The sequence below is a fragment of the Acinetobacter johnsonii CIP 64.6 genome, from assembly GCF_000368045.1.
GTDB classification, from domain to species: domain Bacteria; phylum Pseudomonadota; class Gammaproteobacteria; order Pseudomonadales; family Moraxellaceae; genus Acinetobacter; species Acinetobacter johnsonii.
In genome coordinates this window covers 478,428-498,510 of the sequence record NZ_KB849234.1, presented here as the reverse complement: position 1 = coordinate 498,510, position 20,083 = coordinate 478,428, and the positions used below count along the sequence as shown (strand labels likewise).

Sequence of the window (20,083 nt, the reverse complement as noted above, 5' to 3'; positions counted from 1 at the left end):
CGACTGTTTGGGGTTGTATAGTCAAGTAATTAAGTGCATGTGGTGGATGCCTTGGCAGTCAGAGGCGATGAAAGACGTAATAGCCTGCGATAAGCTCCGGGGAGGCGGCAAATATCCTGTGATCCGGAGATTTCTGAATGGGGAAACCCACCTGTCATAAGGCAGGTATCGTATGATGAATACATAGTCATACGAGGCGAACGAGGGGAAGTGAAACATCTCAGTACCCTTAGGAAAAGAAATCAATTGAGATTCCCTCAGTAGCGGCGAGCGAACGGGGAAAAGCCCATTAAGTCATATAAGTTCTAGTGGAATGCTCTGGGAAGTGCAACCATAGTGGGTGATAGTCCTGTACACGAAAGGGCTTATATGATGATGTCGAGTAGGGCGGGGCACGTGAAACCTTGTCTGAATATGGGGGGACCATCCTCCAAGGCTAAATACTCCTGACTGACCGATAGTGAACCAGTACCGTGAGGGAAAGGCGAAAAGAACCCCTGTGAGGGGAGTGAAATAGATCCTGAAACCGCATGCATACAAGCAGTGGGAGCCAACTTGTGCGGTGACTGCGTACCTTTTGTATAATGGGTCAGCGACTTACATTCAGTAGCAAGGTTAACCGCATAGGGGAGCCGTAGAGAAATCGAGTCTTAATAGGGCGTTTAGTTGCTGGGTGTAGACCCGAAACCGGGTGATCTATCCATGAGCAGGTTGAAGGTTGGGTAACACTAACTGGAGGACCGAACCCACTGTCGTTGAAAAGCCAGGGGATGACTTGTGGATAGGGGGGAAAGGCTAATCAAACTCGGTGATAGCTGGTTCTCCCCGAAAGCTATTTAGGTAGCGCCTCGGACGAATACCATTGGGGGTAGAGCACTGTTTCGGCTAGGGGGTCATCCCGACTTACCAAACCGATGCAAACTCCGAATACCAATGAGTACTATCCGGGAGACAGACTGCGGGTGCTAACGTCCGTAGTCAAGAGGAAAACAATCCAGACCGCCAGCTAAGGCCCCAAAATTATAGTTAAGTGGGAAACGATGTGGGAAGGCATAGACAGCTAGGAGGTTGGCTTAGAAGCAGCCACCCTTTAAAGAAAGCGTAATAGCTCACTAGTCGAGTCGGCCTGCGCGGAAGATGTAACGGGGCTAAAACTATATGCCGAAGCTGCGGATTTGCAATTTATTGCAAGTGGTAGGGGAGCGTTCTGTAAGCCGATGAAGGTGTATTGAGAAGTATGCTGGAGGTATCAGAAGTGCGAATGCTGACGTGAGTAACGACAATGCGAGTGAAAAACTCGCACGCTGAAAGACCAAGGGTTCCAGTCCAACGTTAATCGGGGCTGGGTGAGTCGACCCCTAAGGCGAGGCCGAGAGGCGTAGTCGATGGGAAATTGGTTAATATTCCAATACTTCTATGTAATGCGATGAGAGGACGGAGAAGGTTAAGTCAGCCTGGCGTTGGTTGTCCAGGTGGAAGGTTGTAGGCATGTATCTTAGGCAAATCCGGGGTACTCTATGCTGAGAACTGATAGCAAGCTGTACTTGTACAGTGAAGTGGCTGATACCATGCTTCCAGGAAAAGTCTCTAAGCTTCAGTTACATAGGAATCGTACCCGAAACCGACACAGGTGGTCAGGTCGAGTAGACCAAAGCGCTTGAGAGAACTCTGCTGAAGGAACTAGGCAAAATGGTACCGTAACTTCGGGAGAAGGTACGCTGCCGACGGTGATAGGATTTACTCCTTGAGCTATTGGCAGCCACAGAAACCAGGCCCCTGCAACTGTTTATTAAAAACATAGCACTCTGCAAACACGAAAGTGGACGTATAGGGTGTGATGCCTGCCCGGTGCTGGAAGGTTAATTGATGGGGTTAGCGTAAGCGAAGCTCTTGATCGAAGCCCCAGTAAACGGCGGCCGTAACTATAACGGTCCTAAGGTAGCGAAATTCCTTGTCGGGTAAGTTCCGACCTGCACGAATGGCATAATGATGGGGGCGCTGTCTCCAGCAGAGACTCAGTGAAATCGAATTCGCCGTGAAGATGCGGTGTACCCGCGGCTAGACGGAAAGACCCCGTGAACCTTTACTGCAGCTTGACATTGAACTTTGATCTTACTTGTGTAGGATAGGTGGGAGGCTTTGAAGCCGAGACGCTAGTTTCGGTGGAGCCAATCTTGAAATACCACCCTGGTAATATTGAGGTTCTAACTCTGTCCCGTTATCCGGGACGAGGACCATGTCTGGTGGGTAGTTTGACTGGGGCGGTCTCCTCCTAAAGAGTAACGGAGGAGTACGAAGGTGCGCTCAGCGTGGTCGGAAATCACGCGTAGAGTATAAAGGCAAAAGCGCGCTTAACTGCGAGACCCACAAGTCGAGCAGGTACGAAAGTAGGTCTTAGTGATCCGGTGGTTCTGTATGGAAGGGCCATCGCTCAACGGATAAAAGGTACTCTGGGGATAACAGGCTGATACCGCCCAAGAGTTCATATCGACGGCGGTGTTTGGCACCTCGATGTCGGCTCATCTCATCCTGGGGCTGAAGCAGGTCCCAAGGGTATGGCTGTTCGCCATTTAAAGAGGTACGCGAGCTGGGTTTAGAACGTCGTGAGACAGTTCGGTCCCTATCTACCGTGGGCGTTGGAAATTTGAGAGGATCTGCTCCTAGTACGAGAGGACCAGAGTGGACGAACCTCTGGTGTACCGGTTGTGACGCCAGTCGCATCGCCGGGTAGCTATGTTCGGAAGGGATAACCGCTGAAAGCATCTAAGCGGGAAGCCTACCTCAAGATAAGATTTCCCTAGGACTTTATGTCCTCTAAAGAGCCGTTGAAGACTACGACGTTGATAGGTTGGATGTGGAAGCATAGTGATATGTGAAGCTGACCAATACTAATTGCTCGTGAGGCTTGACTATACAACACCCAAACAGTTGGTGTTGTGGTTCAAATCACTGCAAACAACTTGATTTAGTTATAAAGCTAGATAAAATATCCAACTCAAATATACCTGTTAATAACTCATTTGATGAAAGTTAGGCATACACAATGTGTAAATAAGACCCAACGAATAGTCATAAACAGTTGTGCTGGCGACAATAGCAAGAGTGAACCACCTGATCCCTTCCCGAACTCAGAAGTGAAACCTCTTAGCGCTGATGGTAGTGTGGAGTTATCCATGTGAGAGTAAGTCATCGCCAGCTCATTAATTCAAAATCCCCCTCCGCTTAAAGCAGAGGGGGATTTTTTTATAGGTGAAATAATAAACGAATCAATCGTCTAATTGAGGTTTAGGATAGGTTTCTACATACTGATTTACTTATTTATCGATCATGACATTTAATCTATCTAACATTTTTTATTTTTAGATTTTTAAAAATATTGAATAGTCGATCAAATGTTCATAGTTTGTTAGCAATATCTTTAAATGGAATAATGAGTATGTCTAATAAAATTCAATATCAACTGAAAAAACTTCCTTTAATCTCATGTGCGTTGTTGAGCTTTTGGGCAAGTACATGCTGTATCTAATGATCAGGTCAAACATCTGGTTGAGTCAGAAAAAAAGAATTATTTAAATACTCTAGAGGCTTTAGTCAATATTGAGTCGGGGAGTAAAGATCTTGTCGGCGTGAATAAGATCGCTAAATATGTCGCCGAACAATTAAAAACGACAGGTGCTGAGGTCAGTATTGTAGAAGCTAAAGATATATATCGTATGGATGATACGCCCCAACAGACTGGTCCAATGGTAAAAGCTGTTTTAAAGGGTAAAGGCAGCAGTAAAATTATGCTAATTGCTCATATGGATACGGTGTATTTAACTGGAATGTTGAAAGACCAACCTTTTAAAATGGAAGGAGATAAAGTTTTTGGCCTTGGAATTTTAGATGATAAACAGGGAGTTGCTGCGATTATTCATACGCTTGATCTTTTGAAAAAGTTGAATTATCAAGATTATGGCACGATCACAGTCTTACTTAACTCCGATGAGGAGATCAGTTCGCCAGGTTCACGCAAACTGATTACTGAAACTGCACAAGACCAAGATGTAGTTTTGTCATTTGAAGGTGGTGGTAAAGATGGTAGTTTACGATTAGCTACCAGTGGGATTGGTGCAGCATATTTAGAGGTTCACGGGAAATCTGCACATGCAGGGGTTAAGCCTGAAGCAGGCATAAATGCACTGACAGAATTATCACATCAAATCTTACAGTTACAAGATTTATCGAATCCTAAAACAGGGTTGAAATTAAACTGGACTGTAGCGAGTGCAGGTAAAGTGCGTAACGTGATTCCAGACCTTGCGACTGCACAAGCAGATGTTCGTGCTTTGCAAGTTAAAGATTTTCAGCAAGTGGAACGTGTATTACAGGAAAGGATTAAACATAAAAAGTTAGCTGATAGTGAAGTTAAGTTAAAGTTTGAAATGCGTCGCCCACCTTTAATGGCAAATCCACAGGCAAAAAAAATTGGCTGAACAAGCACAGCTTATTTACAAAACTGATTTTAACTTACCAATGAAGGTCTTAGCTGAAGCAACAGGTGGTGGTACAGATGCCGCATTTGCTGGCTTAAATTCGAAAGCAGCGATTTTAGAAGGCATGGGCTTATCTGGTGATGGTGCACATTCGAATAATGCTGAATATATTCTGGTCGAAAGTATTGTGCCGCGTTTATATTTAGCGACAAAGTTGATTATGGACTTATCGACCGCTCAAAAATAATAAAGTTGGTGTGAAAGAACTCAACTGATTTGAGTTTTTACATGATGAAAGATGGTGTTTATTTTTATCAGCATCTTTCATTAATCTAAATATCAGAATCTTAAAAGGAAATGGGTGAGATCTTAAATAAAAATGCCATAAAGTGAGGGATAGTCTGAGAGATCGGCATAGCTATAGTTGATGTTAATTTTTCATTCTTTGCTGCGTAATTCAGCGGAATCTGTTGGGTTTCAGTGTAGTGTTTATTGTCCCAAGTGACTGGACATTGGTCTTTATTCTTTAAGGAATGAAGGGTCAGCTTTTGTCTCTTCACTGTCGAATTGTTTCTTTTTAAATAAAACTTCGGAATTACGTTTGCATAAAAAAATAAATGATAACGTGCTGTATATGATGCTTTTTTAACCAAGCAAGCTGAATGTAATTCATGGTAAAATGATCGGCTTTCATCTTTGATCTTTATTTGAGATCTTTCATCTGCCAGCCGAGAATTGCTAGCCATGTCTACTGCTTATACTATGCAGACCGCGCCTAAAGCGTTGTTTGATTACGACAAATATTGGGCGTCATGTTTTGAACCTGCGCCATTTTTGCCGATGTCGCGCGAGGAAATGGACCAACTCGGTTGGGATAGTTGTGACTTTATTTTGGTCTGTGGTGATGCGTATATCGACCATCCATCATTTTGTTCGGGTATTATTGGCCGTACGTTAGAAGCACAAGGTTTCCGTGTCGGGATTATTGCACAACCTGATTGGACTAATGTTGAAGCATTCCGCGTTTTGGGTAAGCCAAATATCGCTTGGGGTGTGACTGCTGGGAACATGGATTCGATGATCAACCGTTATACGGCAGATCGTAAAATCCGTTCTGATGATGCCTATTCACCAGATAATTTACCCAATAAACGTCCAGACCGTGCAGCAACCGTATATTGCCAACGTGTGCGTGAAGCATTTCCAGATGTACCTGTATTGTTAGGTGGAATTGAAGCGTCTTTACGTCGTATTGCACATTATGACTATTGGTCAGACAAAGTTCGTCGTTCAGTGTTGATGGACTCAAAAGCCGATCTTTTGATGTATGGTAATGGTGAGCGTTCAATTACTGAAGTGATGCATCGCTTAGCCAAAGGCGAAAAAATTCACGAAATTACCGATGTTCGCGGCACGGCATTTATCGTGAATAAATTAAACCGTCCATCTAAAGCCAAGTTTGTGGAAATCGCATCGAATGATGTGGATACCATTGGCCGTGTCGATCCGATTATCAATCCTTATGTGATGACTGAAGATTTAGATGGCTGTGAAATTGAAAAAGATAAGGGTAATTCTTTAACCCAATATCAAAATTTCCAAAAAGAAATTGTGACAAATCAAATTGTTCGTGAAGGGGATCAACTCGATCCTGATACACAAATTGTGCAATTACAGCCGTCTTCAAAGGCAATTAAACATAAATTACCGCCGCGTGAGCTGGCTGTGATTCGTTTGCCTGCATTTGAAGCGGTGGCAGATGATCCCGTTTTATATGCACATGCCAACCGTATTTTGCACCTTGAAACCAATCCGGGAAATGCGCGTGCTTTGGTACAAAAGCATGGCGAGCGTGATGTCTGGTTAAATGCTCCACCGATTCCGTTAACGACGGAAGAAATGGACTATGTGTTTGATTTACCTTATGCACGTCTACCGCATCCTGTCTATGCTGATGCGCGTTTCCCTGCATTTGACATGATCAAATTTTCGGTCAACATTATGCGTGGCTGTTTTGGCGGTTGTACCTTCTGTTCGATTACAGAACATGAAGGACGCATCATTCAAAACCGTTCAGAAGAATCAATTTTACGTGAAGTTGAAAAGATTCGTGATACTGCACCGGGTTTTACCGGCATTATTTCTGACTTAGGCGGCCCAACTGCAAATATGTACCGTTTGCATTGTAAAGACCCTGAAATTGAAAAGAACTGTCGTAAACCATCCTGTGTGTATCCGGGCGTATGTCAAAACTTGCATACCGATCATGCACCTTTAACGCAGTTATATCGTAAAGCACGCGCTATTAAAGGCATCAAAAAGATCCTAATTGGCTCAGGTTTACGCTATGACTTAGCGGTGTTAAACCCTGAATATGTCAAAGAATTGGTGCAGCATCATGTCGGTGGTTATTTAAAAATTGCGCCTGAACATACCGAAAAAGGTCCGTTGTCTAAGATGATGAAACCAGGCATCGGGACCTATGATCGTTTCAAGCAAATGTTTGATCGTTTCAGTAAGGAAGCAGGTAAAGAACAGTATCTGATTCCGTACTTTATTGCAGCGCATCCGGGTACGACCGAATATGACATGATGAATTTGGCGATTTGGCTGAAGAAAAATGGTTTCCGTGCCGATCAGGTACAGACTTTCTATCCATCACCAATGGCCACAGCGACCACCATGTATCACACGGGTAAAAACCCATTAGCCAAAGTGGCGCGATATACTGAAGATGTGGATATTGTGAAAGGTGAGAAGCGTCGTCGTCTGCACAAAGCCTTTTTGCGTTATCATGATCCAAACAACTGGCCATTATTACGTGAAGCTTTAAAGGAGATGGGCCGCCAAGATTTGATTGGCAACTCGAAACAGCATTTGATTCCAACCTATCAACCGCAAGGGACAGAAGGTCAGTATCAGTCTGCTCGGAAGAAAAACTCAACCGTGGATGGCGATTCGCAAAAACGTAATGGTGATAGCCGTAACCAACAAGCGAAAAATCAATCTCGTCCATCAAATACCAAGAAGCGTCCTGAACGTGGTCAGATTTTAACGCAGCATACAGGTTTGCCGCCGCGTGAAACAGGTGACGCCAAGAAGCCATTTGGACATTCAAAGTCAAAACCAAAGTCTAAGTCACGTGCTTAATGGCAATTGAATATAAAAAAGGATGCTACGGCATCCTTTTTTAGGATCGATCTTTTTTATTGCGTTAGAAAAATAGCTCAAAGATTGGCTTTTCTGCCATCCGTCGGGAAAATTGGGTCAATCCGAAGAATCATATTGCACGTGAATGAATCACTCTATTACAGTGTAGATAGGCTACAGAGCCAAAATGTCATTCGGATTAAAACAAAGCGTGTTACAACGGATGACATTGCAAAAAATTGTTTAGTTTTATCAGCGTTTGTTTGATTTTAGCTTTAGTTTTTTTATTGCGTGGTTTGGGTAAATGGTCAGTAGGTTATACTGATCGGATAAAAATCGGTGTGATACCGAAAATTATAATAAAGATGAAAAGGATACAAATATGACAACTTATATGGTAATTGGTAGCGTGTTGTTGATACTGGTCATGATTTTAGCGAGTAAAGCGTTGATCCCTAAGACCAAGCAGCAAGATAGTGCATTAAGACAACGTGCTATTTTTAGTATGCATGAGCAACTGACTTATACTCGTTTGAAAGAAATTTTACCGCATCATACTGTGCTGGCGCATGTATCTTATGATGCCTTACTCACGACAAAATTTTCACGTACACGAAACAAATACCGCAATTTGGTGGCTGATTTTGTGATTATGGATAGTGCACAACAAGTTTTGGCAGTGGTTGCTTTAGAAGATCCGCTTTCATTGAAACGTCCACAAAAGGCACAGTTTCAGGATGCGATCCTCGATATGGCTGGCTATAAAGTGATTCGTTATGAAGAAGTGCCTGACTATCATCAGTTACGTGAAGATTTTTATGGCGATCTTTATGCTTCGTCGCGTTTGACTAAAGATACGCGTGTAGCCAAAAAATATGATTACTATAATGCAGCACAAACTCGAAAATTACGTCTGATCGGCTAACTGAATCTCAGCACGTATCATAAAAACATGAAAACTCATGTTTTTATGATGAGTGTATTTTTTATGCAGGTTTCACTGCAACAACGGTTAACTCTACCAATACTCGTGGATCATAAAGTTTAGCTTCAACACAGGTACGTGGTAAGGCATCAATGTCTGCAACCCAAGCGTCCCATACTTCATTGAAAGCGGCATAGTCATTTTCAATGTCTTTTAAATAAATCGTTACCGATAAGATATGGCTTTTATCTGTGCCTGCATCAGCTAAAAATTGGTCAATCATGTCGAATGTTTGTTGGGTTTGACCTTTAATATCGAGATCAAAGTCAGACGCCAGTTGACCTGCCAAATGAACGAGATTGCCAGCAATCGCAACTTCAGAAAAACGATTTGAGACATGCAAACGTTGAACCGTCATGATGTATGCATCCTGTGTGATGAGTATAAAAATAGAACATAAAAAGTAGTTCAATAGCCTACCACAAACTCATGTATGACAGATGGCTACGATGTTGGCTTTCAATCAGATGCAGAATTTTACAGCGTGAAGGATCAAATCTATTTCTGTAGGTAAAGTGAACAGAGGGAGATAAATGGATAGTTGATATCAATATATCGACGTGGGAATTACAAAAGATGAAGGAACAGGATCAATAGGGAAATCTTTTACAGGCTTTATAAAAGTATTTTTTGGAGGAGTAAATTATTCTGATGCTACTAGAGCGCTGCTCTGTAATATAGAGGGGGAATACCATGATAAATATCAGAGATGTCCTGTAATCTTCGGATTTGATCGTCACGCCAATCACAGGACGTATGCTAAAAGTAAAGGTAAGTTTTAGCATCTCAGCGGTTACATGGATAAATGCAGCGCGTCATTAGATTACTCTAAAAACACAGTTTGTGAATGCTAATTTGCATTATTTTTGTTCTTTTGGTTAAAAAGTGACTGATTGAGCATTCAGTCAGACCATAAAGAGAGCTGGGGTAAAGGCTCTTGAGTCGAAAGTGCATAGACCCCAACACCGATAAGACGAAATTGTTGATCCGGTGTGATTTGCATTTCTTTGAGTAAGATATCTAAGGTCATTTGCAGTTCAGTTTGATGCTTTAATGGCATTTTGAAGCTTTTACTGTGCTGTAGGGTTTGAAAGTTTTTCAGTTTCATTTTGACGGTGACACCGCGGGCATACAGTTGCTTTTTCTCTAAGCTTTGCCAGACTTGCGCAATCAACTTGGGCCAAAATGGGAGACATTGTTCAATGGTTAAGTCATCATCAAAAGTGGTTTCTTTTGAAATTTGCTGACGTTCTCGTTCCGCTTGTACAGGGCGCTCATCAATCCCTTGTGCATAGAGATAGAGCTGTTTGCCATATTTGCCAAAATGATGAATTAGGACATTTTCATCCACATGCTGTAAATCACCTAAAGTTTCAAGTTTGAGCGCATGTAATTTTTCTTGCATGACTTTACCCACTCCGGGGATTTTTTTAAGCGGCAAGTGCTGAATAAATTGCTGAACTTGTGAGGGTTTAATCACGCAGATACCATTGGGTTTATTCCAGTCCGAAGCAACTTTGGCTAGAAACTTATTCGGTGCTACACCCGCAGAGGCGGTCAGTCCTGTGCTTTGAAAAATATCAGCGCGGATGCGTTCAGCGACTTCTGTGGCACTGGCCAGTTGTTGTAAATTTTCCGTTACATCTAAATAAGCTTCATCTAAGGAAAGCGGTTCAATGAGTGTGGTATAACGCTGAAAAATTGTATGAATTTGCTCTGAGACTGCACGGTATTTAGAGAAATTAGGTTCAATTACTATCACTTGAGGGCAGCATTTTTTGGCTTGAGTCATCGACATGGCAGAGCGGAGTCCGTAGCGACGTGCAGGGTAGGATGCGGCTGCAATGACGGCACGAGGATGGTGTGAAGAAATCACCACAGGTAAATGCTTTAAGTCGGGACGATCAAGTAACTCCACCGAGGCATAGAAGGCATCCATGTCGATGTGAATGATTTTTCGCATGCTGAATTTTAATGTTGAAACCTAAGTCAGTATTGCACTATTCAGATCGATTGCGTAGTCCTGCATACGGCATAAGTGACATAGTTTGACTTGGTATTTTTGTATTTGAACTTCAACGATGAGCTTGAACTGCTTTACTTGATCGGTAAGTTTTGCGGCAGTTGATAAAGCCCTTGGCGCTCTAAAAAACTGATCCAATCTTGCTCTGAGCCTTGAAATACATTGAGATCCACCAAGGTTGGTATACCTTTAATTTGACCTTGGCTAGTGTGTTGCCAAAAGGTCCATTTCGGATTGCCTTTGAGCTCAGGCTGGCCTTGATATTCACGAATCCAAAGGGGAGTTTTTTTAAATTTATCAACCAAAACAATATTATAAAATGCTTTAGATGTATAAAAAATGGGTTGCAAACCATAGTGTTTATACAGTTGGTCGTGCATGACCTGAATTTCTTTGAGCAGCTGTTCTCTGGTATAGGTGTTGATACAGTTGCTGTCATATTCCAAATCAATTACAGGCGGCAAACTATCGGTTTTCTTCGGTACAGTTTCGATAAAGTTCTGCGCCTGAATCTGGCCATCACGGCATAAACGATAAAAATGATAAGCCCCGACCAAAAAGCCTTGTTCACGAGCTTTGAGCCAATTGTCCTGAAATTTACGGTCTTTGAAATCGCCCCCTTCGGTGGCTTTTAAATAAACGAATTTAAACTCTTGGGGAGAAATGGATTGCCATTGGATGTCGCCCTGATGATGAGACACATCAAAGCCTTTTACCGGATACTCTTGGGCAGATGCGACATTGTTCTGCAAGAAAAAATAGGTGATCCCCAGTCCGACACTTAGCATCACTACACAGGCAAGTATGTAATAGGGATAGGAGGTTTTTGACGGCGTGGAAACTTTTTTTCTTGCGGACATGCTTTTGCAGGTATTGGTTTTTAGCTCATCATCATAGCTCGAATTTGCGGAACTGACCATGATGATTATGGTCAGTAAATGGCAGTACTTCGTATCTGTTATTCATCCACTGTATCTTTGGGGATGTACCAGAAAATGGCTGCGGTAATTAGGTTAATACAGCCCAAAACAATTAAGGTGTTATGGAATGCCATGACGATGTGATCTGTGCCCCAATATGCCGTAAAGACATTAACCAAAGTACCTGCCAGAGCCACACCAATACTCATCGACACCATCATGATCATCGACAAGAAACTGTTGCCACTGCTGGCATCTTGTTGTGGCAGATCTTTCAGCGTGAGGGTATTCATAGATACAAATTGCAGTGAGTTCAGCATACCAAAAACAAAGAAATGCAGCGCGCGCAGCCAGGTTGGGGTGTCTGCGGTATTGAGGGCAAAACTGGCGATACATACACCGACCAATAAGGTGTTAACCAAAAGCACATGGCGATAACCAAAGCGCTGAATCAAGTGACGAATGATGGGTTTAGATGCCAGTGAACCCAACACTGTCGGAATCATCAAAAGCCCCGTCACAAAGGGTTCAAAACCGAAAGCCACTTGTAACATGAGTGGCATCAAAAAAGGCATGGCATTGCCACCGAGGCGAGCAAAGAAGTTACCTAAAATACCCACCGCATAAATGCGGTTACGAAACAGTTTACTGCGGAATAATGCATTTTGATGGGTATGTGCATGATAGGCATACCAAAGCGCAGCTACTAAGCTCAGTACAATCAGCCCCATACTCCACCATAAAGTCAGGTGCGGACTGGCAAAATTTTCAATCCCTAGAGATAGTCCTGCCATGGTGATCACCAACAGGATAAAACCCCAAAAGTCAAAACGCGGTACATTCTGCTCAGTGACATTCGGCATGGCTTTAAAGCTAATCAGGACACCTAACAACCCCATGGGGAGGTTAATCAGGAAAATCCAATGCCATGTACTGACTTCGACCAACCAGCCCCCGAGTGTTGGACCGATCAGTGGGCCAATCAGTCCCGCGAGACTCATTAAACTCATGGCTGATAAGAACTGCGTCCGCGGAATGACTTTGAGCATGGCTAAACGGCCAACAGGGAGCAATAATGCACCACCGATGCCTTGTAGCACGCGATAGAACAACAACTCATTTAAGCTTTCAGAAAAGCCACAGCCCAGTGAGGCAAGGGTAAAAATGATGATGGCACTGAAATAGGTATTGCGCACCCCAAAACGGTCAGCGAGCCAGCCACTCAAGGGAATACAGGCAGCAACGGCAAGCACATAGGCCACCACCACGCTATGCATTTGGAGCGGGTCTTCATTCAGACTGGCTGCCATAGCCGGTAGAGCGGTATTCACAATGGTGGTATCTAAGCCTTGCATAAAAAAGCCAATCGAAACCAGAAGTACCAAAAGACGGTACTCAGGAGCGAGTGCTTGATGGGTCGGCGTTTGGTTCATAGATACAATAAAGTGAAATTTTTAAACAGTTTAGCTTAATTTAAGTTGGACTGTTGTTGCGAATGTGCATTTATCACATGCCATCAAATTGACATCTCTACGTCATGTGTTTGCAACGCGTACGTCATACATTGGTTAAATTTGAACCGATATTTAGATCATGATGAATAAAACTTATAGTGCCGTTTTTTTAGCATGCATGGGGTTGGGCTTAGTAGGATGTAATGACAGTGATGATGCGCAAACCATCACATCACCGCCTGTGGTAGAGGAAGCCACGCCGAATAGTATTGAACTGGTTCATCTTGCAAGTTATGAGTCGGGAATATTTGGACAGAGTGCAGCTGAAATCCCCGCCTATGATGCTGCGAGTAAGCGTCTGTTCGTGGTGAATGCACAAAAAGGCATGGTCGATGTTTTAGATTTCTCCCAACCAGCGCAGCCGACATATATCCAATCTTTGGATGCCAAAACTTATTTAGCCAATTCCGAAGTGAATAGTGTCGCGGTGCATAATGGCATCGTGGCACTGGCGGTTCAGGCTGAGGATAAAACCCAAACGGGTATTGTGGCTTTCTTTAAAGCACAGGATCTCTCTTTTATCAGCCAAGTCAACGTGGGGGCTTTGCCAGATATGTTGACCTTCACGCCTGATGGTCGAAAAGTACTGGTAGCGAATGAAGCGGAACCGAATGAAGGGTATCAAGTCGATCCTGAAGGTTCGGTCAGCATTATTGATATTTCAGATATTCAAAAACCAACAGCAACTATTGCGGGCTTCCACGCATGGAATGACCGTAAACAAGACTTATTAGATGTAGGCATTCGTATTTTTGGCCCAGACATCAGTCAATACTCAAATGTAGCGACCGCAGGTATTCAAACGACCACAGTTGCACAAGACCTAGAGCCTGAGTACATCGCAGTCAGTGCTGATGGTAAAAAAGCATGGGTTAGTTTGCAAGAAAACAATGCGATTGGGGTTTTAGACTTAGCAAAAAATCAATTTGTTGATCTTTTCCCGATGGGCTACAAGGACCATAGTTTGCCTGAAAATGCCTTGGATGGAAGTGACCGTGACTGTGCTATTGGTCAAGACTCTTTGGGACGTAGTATTACAGAATGTGCAAAAGATGCAGGCATGATTAATATTCGCTCTTGGCCGGGGCTATATGGCATGTATATGCCCGATGCCATTGCACAATATCAAGCCAATGGCAAAACCTATTTGGTCACAGCCAATGAGGGGGATGCCCGTGAATGGCTAAGCGATGAAGCCAAATACTTTGAAGGCGGGGACTTAAATGCTGGTTATGCTGAAGAGATACGCATCAAACATTTGTTTAAAAAAGCAGGCTTTGACGCCAAAGGTGATTATGCCGCGCATTTACGTCAGCTTGCACCGGGCGTAAAAGGGGCGAAATTAAACCCAGAGGTGTTTAAACCTTGTCAAACGGCTGATGCAACAGAAGTCTGCGCGGATAATTTAATTAAAGACTCACAAATTGGACGTTTGACCATTAGTTGGACGCAAGGTTATCAAAAAGATCCACTAACAGGTCTGCCGAAGTTGGATGAAAATGGTCGTCTGACTTATGACAAATTATATGCCTATGGTGGCCGTTCGGTGAGTATTGTCGACCCTGAAACCAAGCAGATTGTATGGGACTCGGGGAGTGAGTTTGAGCGAAAAATTGCGGAGTTGTTTCCACATCAATTTAATAGCAATCATGAAGCATTTAAATTTGATGACCGTAGTGACAATAAAGGCCCTGAACCTGAAGGCGTGACATTGGGTAAAATTGGTGCAAAGACCTTTGCCTTTATTGGACTTGAGCGTGCCAGTGGCATCATGGTGTATGACATTAGCAACCCGAATCAGGCTAAATTTGTTCAGTATCTGAACCATCGCAATACCAATGAAACAGAAGTCACGAAGCAAGGTGACTTAGGCCCAGAAGGTTTGATTTTCATCGCGGCGAAGAATTCACCCAATGGTCGCCCGCTGTTGGTGGTGGGAAATGAAGTCAGTGGTAGTACAGCGGTTTATGAAGTCAAACTCAATTAAAAAAACTGAGTTTTGACTTTGAAAAAAGAGCACTACGGTGTTCTTTTTTATGGCGCTACAAAAAATATATGACAAGGATGTCATGAAAATGAAATAAAACCGTCATAATCTTTGGCAAACGTCCAAGGGCACTGTCTTGGAATAAATTATTCAAAAGGTTGGTTTTATGACAATCGAAATTTTGATGGTGATAGGCTTTTGTTTAGCCGCTTATTCTATCGTCGGAAATGATGTGCCACAGACATTAGGTACGTTTATTTCATCCAATGCACATCGTCCATGGTGGGTGCTTTGGCTCTTTATCAGCACCATTTTGGTGGTGGTGTTGATTTATGGTTGGTATGCATCCGGTGTGGGGGATGCATCATATGGTCGTTTAGAAACGATCCCTTTTCCTGAGGGTGGGGTCACGTGGCTCTATATTGTGCCACCGATTTTACTGTTATTTTTAACCAAATACGGAATTCCCGTCAGTACCACTTTCTTAGTCTTAACCATTTTCTCGCCTGCAAGTTTAGGCTCGATGATGGTGAAATCGATGATGGGCTATGCGGTGGCCTTTGTGGTTGCGATTATTGTCTATCGTTTTGTAATGCGCCAAGTCGCGAAGTATTTTGCGAAAACCCGTAATCAAGAACCATCGCATATTTGGATTGGGCTACAGTGGGTCTCTACGGCTTTTCTGTGGAGTCAGTGGCTGATTCAAGATTTGGCCAATATTTTCGTCTATGTACCCCGTCAAGTGCCGTTTTCATTTTTACTGTTTGCCATCACGGTCTTTGTGGTGTTGTTGGCGGTGATTTTGTACCAACGCGGCGGTGCGATTCAGAAGATTGTCGATACCAAAACAGGTGTCACCGATATTCGTGCAGCGACTATTATTGACTTTATGTATGCCCTGATTTTGTTGGTCTTCAAAGAGTGGAGCAATATTCCAATGAGTACCACATGGGTATTCTTAGGTTTACTTGCAGGTCGTGAGTTTGCAATGTCGATGATTTTTGATGAAGTGAACAAACACCGCACTTCGCGTAACGTCAGTAAAGATGCGATGAAATTGATGTTTGGCTTAGCCATGTCAGTGATTTTGGCGACCACACTGCCGTGGTTCTATAACTTTGTCACCCATTATGGACAATAACCGCACATGTTAAAAAAGCGAGCCCTTAGGCTCGCTTTTTTATGGCATTAAGAACAGGATTTAAATGGCAAAGTGCGCTGGGCTGCCGAGGTTGGCAATGGCTGAATAAATCTGTTCAGCATGGTTGCATACAATTACTTTTGCACGGTGCTGTGGCGGTAGAAAACCTTCTTCTACTGCATGATCCAACTGTGTAATCAGTGCGTCATAGAAACCATTGACGTTATAAATCATCATCGGTTTTTGGTGTTGGTTCAGTTGCCCCCAGGTTGCCACCTCTAAAATTTCTTCAAAAGTGCCTAAACCACCGGGTAGTGCGACAAAGGCGCTTGCACGTTCGGCCATTAAGGCTTTGCGCTCATGCATGGTTTGTACAACATGTAATTCGGTCAGTTGGTGATGCGCAATTTCATAATCCAGCATAAATTCTGGAATGACGCCGACTGCTTCACCGCCGTGGCTAATCATGGCATCGGCCACTTGTCCCATGAGGCCAATGCTGGCCCCCCCATAAACCAGACCAAAACCCTGTTTAGCTAAACCTTGTGCCAGCGCAATCGCTTTTTCTTGATAAATCGGTTTATTGCCTGAACGAGAACCGCAGTAAAGTGCGATCAGAGGTTGAGTGGTTTGAACATTTACTTCAGTGTTGAGAGAAGATATTTTTAATTCACTATTCATGGCGTATGTTTTTACCTTTTGCTTTATCTACTTTTTCTTTCTTAGTTTAAGCAAGAAATGTGACGGCAAGCTGTATTTAATCTAACAATCGGGTAATAATTTGTTAAATCTTTTAAAACAGTGCGCTTTTGAAAAAAAGATGAATTTCATGTAGATCTTGCCTATACTTATTTCCTGTTTTACAACACAAGAACGAACATGGGTAGTGGTAGTTGTCGCTCAAGACATCTTCAGTTTTCCGAAAAAAAAATACAGCCATTGGTGCTGAATCTTCCTTTTCATCCGCTTAAGTTGCGTTATGCACCATATATTTCCCCTCGACAGGAGCAGATCACATGATATTTGAATGGATGTCTGATCCTTCTGCATGGGTGGGGTTACTCACTCTAGTGGTGCTGGAAATCGTGCTGGGGATTGATAACTTGGTTTTTATTGCGATTTTGGCGGAGAAACTTCCACCAGAACAACGTAATACGGCTCGAGTAGTTGGTTTGATCCTTGCACTCTTAATGCGTTTGGTGCTGTTGGCCTCAATTGCTTGGGTGGTGACACTGACCGAGCCGCTGTTCCATATCTTCGATCATCCTTTCTCAGGACGGGATTTGATTCTTCTGTTTGGTGGGGTGTTCTTACTGTTTAAAGGCACCATGGAACTGCATGAACGTATTGACGCCAAAGTGGTTCAGAAAGAAGAAAGTCCAGCCAATGCTGTGTTTTGGATGGTGATCGTTCAGATTGTGGTTTTGGATGCTGTGTTTTCCTTAGACTCGGTGATTACCGCAGTCGGTATGGTTAAACACCTGTCTGTGATGATGATTGCGGTGGTTATTGCCGTCGGCATTATGCTGTGGGCATCGAAAGCCTTAATGGAATTCGTCAACAAACATCCGACCGTGGTGATTTTGTGTCTCGGCTTCTTGATGATGATCGGTTTCTCATTGATTGTAGAAGGCTTTGGTTTCCATATTCCAAAAGGTTACTTATATGCCGCGATTGGTTTCTCGGTGATTGTTGAATTCATCAACCAAACCATGCGCCGTAATCAAGAAAAAATGGTCACCACCACAGATCTTCGCTATAAAACTGCATCTGCGGTGCTGCGAATGTTGGGCGGTAAAAGTAGTGATCATGCCTCTGAGCCTGAAGATGTACTGGCAACTCGCGCCTATGCGGATGAAGTGTTTGATCCTGAAAATGGGGTTTATCATAGTGTCTTGGTGCAAGGGGTGCTGGGTTTGTCCGAGCGTCCTGTGAAGTCCGTGATGACCCCACGTCCAGAGTTGGAGTGGATTGATTTAGAGGATGAAGAAGCCTCAATCAAGTCACAACTACTCAGTATTACGCATTCACGTTTAATTGTGGCACGGGGCGAGTTAGACAACATCGCAGGTGTGGTGCTGACCCATAAAGTTTTAAACGAATATATCGAAACTGGTGTACTCGATTTTGATAAACATTTACGTGAACCTGTGATTGTGCATGAAAATGCGCAAGTCCTGATGGTGATGGAGCAATTGCGTCAAGCACCGTTGCAAATGGCTTTGGTCTTGAATGAATATGGCTCGATTGAAGGGATTGCCACACCGATTGACGTATTAGAGGCGATTGCAGGGGAGTTCCCTGATGAAGATGCTGAAGATAATGTGGCTGAAAGTTTAGAAGATGGTAGCCTGATGCTCGATGGCTCAACCGATATTCGCCATGTGTCGTTATTGTTGGATCGTGATTTGGTCGATGAGTCTGATCAGTACTCAACCTTGTCTGGCTATATCCTATTCCATTTAGGCCGTTTACCTGAAAATGGCTCTAGCCTTGAAGCAGATGGCTGTATTTTTGAAGTGGTGACGATGGATGGGCACAAAATTGAAAAAGTGCATGTGATTCCAAAATCGGATCTGCACAAGGAATCATCTTAAAACAAACCTTAATCTGTTTTGAACAGGTTAAAATAGCTCGCAATGTCGAGCTATTTTTTATGGAAAAATCATGAGTAATGTTGAGTGTCCGTGTGGGCAGGGTGAATATGAAAAGTGCTGTCAGCCTTTGCACTTGGGACAAAGCCGTGCGCAGAGTGCTGCTCAACTTATGCGCTCACGTTATAGTGCTTTTGCTAAACAGAAAATTGATTACATTGTACAAACCACAGCGTTGGGGCAGCAACAGGCTCTAGATGTTGCAGCAATTGCAGAGTGGAGTCGAAGCAACCAATGGGTGAAGTTAGACGTCGTGCAGGCCAATGAAAAACTCGATAAAAACCATGCCATGGTCGAGTTCAAAGCCTATTATCATGATGGCAAATCGCCACAGATACATCATGAAATTTCACATTTTGTGAAACATGCCGAGGCATGGTATTTTTTAGATCCAACCACTGAAATGCAAATCACCATGAAACAAGCGTGCATCTGCGGTTCAGGGAAAAAATTTAAACAATGTTGTGCACAATTTTTATAATTTTAAGCAAATTTGGCTTAGAATAGCGCGCATCAATTAGCCTATATGGAATCCAGGCGATGTTACTCACTATTATTTATATTATAGCGATCACAGCAGAGGCAATGACAGGTGCACTGTCGGCGGGTCGGCGTAGTATGGATTGGTTTGGTGTGGTGATTATTGCCTGTGTCACAGCACTGGGTGGCGGTTCTGTCCGCGATGTGTTGTTGGGACATTATCCGTTGACTTGGGTCAAGCATCCTGAATATTTGATGCTGACCTGTTTTGCCGCTTTTATGACGATTTTGATTGCTAAGTGGATGCGCCATTTACGCAACATTTTCTTGGTGCTCGATGCTCTTGGCCTGATCGGTTTTACCATCATTGGCTGTCAAATTGCCTTAGAAATGGGACATGGTTTTGTGGTGTCTGCGGTTGCAGGGGTTCTGACAGGGGTCTCAGGCGGTATCTTACGTGATATTTTGTGTAATGACGTCCCTTTGGTGTTCCGCCGTGAGCTATATGCCAGTATTTCTTTTGTCGCGGTGATTTTCTATTGGGGCTGCATTCAGCTCGGTTTATCACTTGAGCTGACCGTGATTTCGACTTTGATCTTTGGTTTTAGCTTACGTCTAATCGCGATTTACTTTGGCTTAGAAATGCCAAAATTCATTTATCAAGACGATGATGAGCAATCTGCTTCCTCGAAAGATGCGAGCTAAAATAACGGCGATTTGACCGCCTTATTTGTATAAAAAAGCACATAATGAT

General features: G+C 43.3%; 13 protein-coding genes, 2 rRNA genes and 1 pseudogene. 10 read left to right on the top strand and 6 right to left on the bottom strand.

From position 1 onward, the window contains the following. Positions 1-19: 19 nt before the first annotated feature. From F986_RS05755 to F986_RS05745, 3 genes and pseudogenes are all read left to right on the top strand, one after another. Positions 20-2,913: ribosomal RNA gene (locus tag F986_RS05755) — 23S ribosomal RNA — on the top strand. 170 nt (positions 2,914-3,083) lie between these two features. Next, positions 3,084-3,198 (top strand): 5S ribosomal RNA (gene rrf / locus F986_RS05750). Between the two features lie 238 nt (positions 3,199-3,436). Further along, positions 3,437-4,722: pseudogene (locus F986_RS05745) on the top strand (M20/M25/M40 family metallo-hydrolase). A 100-nt stretch (positions 4,723-4,822) separates the two neighbouring features. Here F986_RS05745 and F986_RS05740 read toward each other — a convergent pair. Beyond that, complete coding sequence (locus F986_RS05740) at positions 4,823-5,221, bottom strand: hypothetical protein (RefSeq protein WP_017397066.1); 399 nt, start codon at positions 5,219-5,221, stop codon at positions 4,823-4,825. Between F986_RS05740 and F986_RS05735 the strand changes: the two genes are divergently transcribed. Next, entirely contained in the window at positions 5,220-7,625 is a 2,406-nt protein-coding gene (locus tag F986_RS05735; RefSeq protein ID WP_004692899.1) for a YgiQ family radical SAM protein, read from the top strand. The genes F986_RS05740 and F986_RS05735 overlap by 2 nt on opposite strands. A gap of 382 nt (positions 7,626-8,007) precedes the next feature. After that, positions 8,008-8,550: a DUF2726 domain-containing protein gene (locus F986_RS05730; RefSeq protein ID WP_004692898.1), complete on the top strand. Its 543-nt coding sequence runs from the start codon at positions 8,008-8,010 to the stop codon at positions 8,548-8,550. A gap of 61 nt (positions 8,551-8,611) precedes the next feature. Here F986_RS05730 and F986_RS05725 read toward each other — a convergent pair whose 3' ends face one another. The 4 genes from F986_RS05725 to mdtD all read right to left on the bottom strand — a co-directional run bounded on the left by F986_RS05725 (position 8,612) and on the right by mdtD (position 12,986). Next, a complete protein-coding gene (locus F986_RS05725; RefSeq protein ID WP_004692897.1) occupies positions 8,612-8,968 on the bottom strand; it encodes a RidA family protein in 357 nt (118 codons plus the stop codon). A gap of 543 nt (positions 8,969-9,511) precedes the next feature. After that, on the bottom strand, positions 9,512-10,573 hold the full coding sequence (gene dinB / locus F986_RS05715) for a DNA polymerase IV (RefSeq protein WP_017397064.1): 1,062 nt from the start codon (positions 10,571-10,573) through the stop codon (positions 9,512-9,514). 134 nt (positions 10,574-10,707) lie between these two features. Then, a complete protein-coding gene (locus F986_RS05710; RefSeq protein WP_406935409.1) occupies positions 10,708-11,493 on the bottom strand; it encodes a glycoside hydrolase family 25 protein in 786 nt (261 codons plus the stop codon). A gap of 98 nt (positions 11,494-11,591) precedes the next feature. Continuing rightward, positions 11,592-12,986 carry a multidrug transporter subunit MdtD gene (mdtD, locus tag F986_RS05705; protein ID WP_004692894.1) on the bottom strand — a complete coding sequence of 465 codons (1,395 nt, stop codon included), beginning with the start codon at positions 12,984-12,986 and terminating at the stop codon, positions 11,592-11,594. 160 nt (positions 12,987-13,146) lie between these two features. On the opposite strand from mdtD, the gene F986_RS05700 reads away from it, so the two are divergent. Together F986_RS05700 and F986_RS05695 are read left to right on the top strand one after the other, a co-directional pair. Next, entirely contained in the window at positions 13,147-15,054 is a 1,908-nt protein-coding gene (locus F986_RS05700; protein ID WP_004692892.1) for a choice-of-anchor I family protein, read from the top strand. A gap of 166 nt (positions 15,055-15,220) precedes the next feature. Beyond that, positions 15,221-16,195 (top strand): hypothetical protein, encoded by a 975-nt coding sequence (locus F986_RS05695; protein ID WP_004692891.1) that lies wholly within the window; start codon positions 15,221-15,223, stop codon positions 16,193-16,195. 60 nt (positions 16,196-16,255) lie between these two features. On the opposite strand, the gene F986_RS05690 is transcribed toward F986_RS05695, so the two are convergent. Beyond that, positions 16,256-16,876 carry an LOG family protein gene (locus F986_RS05690; protein ID WP_004692887.1) on the bottom strand — a complete coding sequence of 207 codons (621 nt, stop codon included), beginning with the start codon at positions 16,874-16,876 and terminating at the stop codon, positions 16,256-16,258. 335 nt (positions 16,877-17,211) lie between these two features. On the opposite strand from F986_RS05690, the gene F986_RS05685 reads away from it, so the two are divergent. The 3 genes from F986_RS05685 (at position 17,212) to F986_RS05675 (ending at position 20,034) form a co-directional block, all read left to right on the top strand. After that, positions 17,212-18,792 carry a TerC family protein gene (locus F986_RS05685; RefSeq protein ID WP_004692886.1) on the top strand — a complete coding sequence of 527 codons (1,581 nt, stop codon included), beginning with the start codon at positions 17,212-17,214 and terminating at the stop codon, positions 18,790-18,792. Positions 18,793-18,862: 70 nt separating this feature from the next. Beyond that, positions 18,863-19,330: a YchJ family protein gene (locus tag F986_RS05680; protein ID WP_004692885.1), complete on the top strand. Its 468-nt coding sequence runs from the start codon at positions 18,863-18,865 to the stop codon at positions 19,328-19,330. Between the two features lie 59 nt (positions 19,331-19,389). Further along, entirely contained in the window at positions 19,390-20,034 is a 645-nt protein-coding gene (locus F986_RS05675) for a trimeric intracellular cation channel family protein (RefSeq protein ID WP_004692884.1), read from the top strand. Positions 20,035-20,083: the final 49 nt, after the last annotated feature.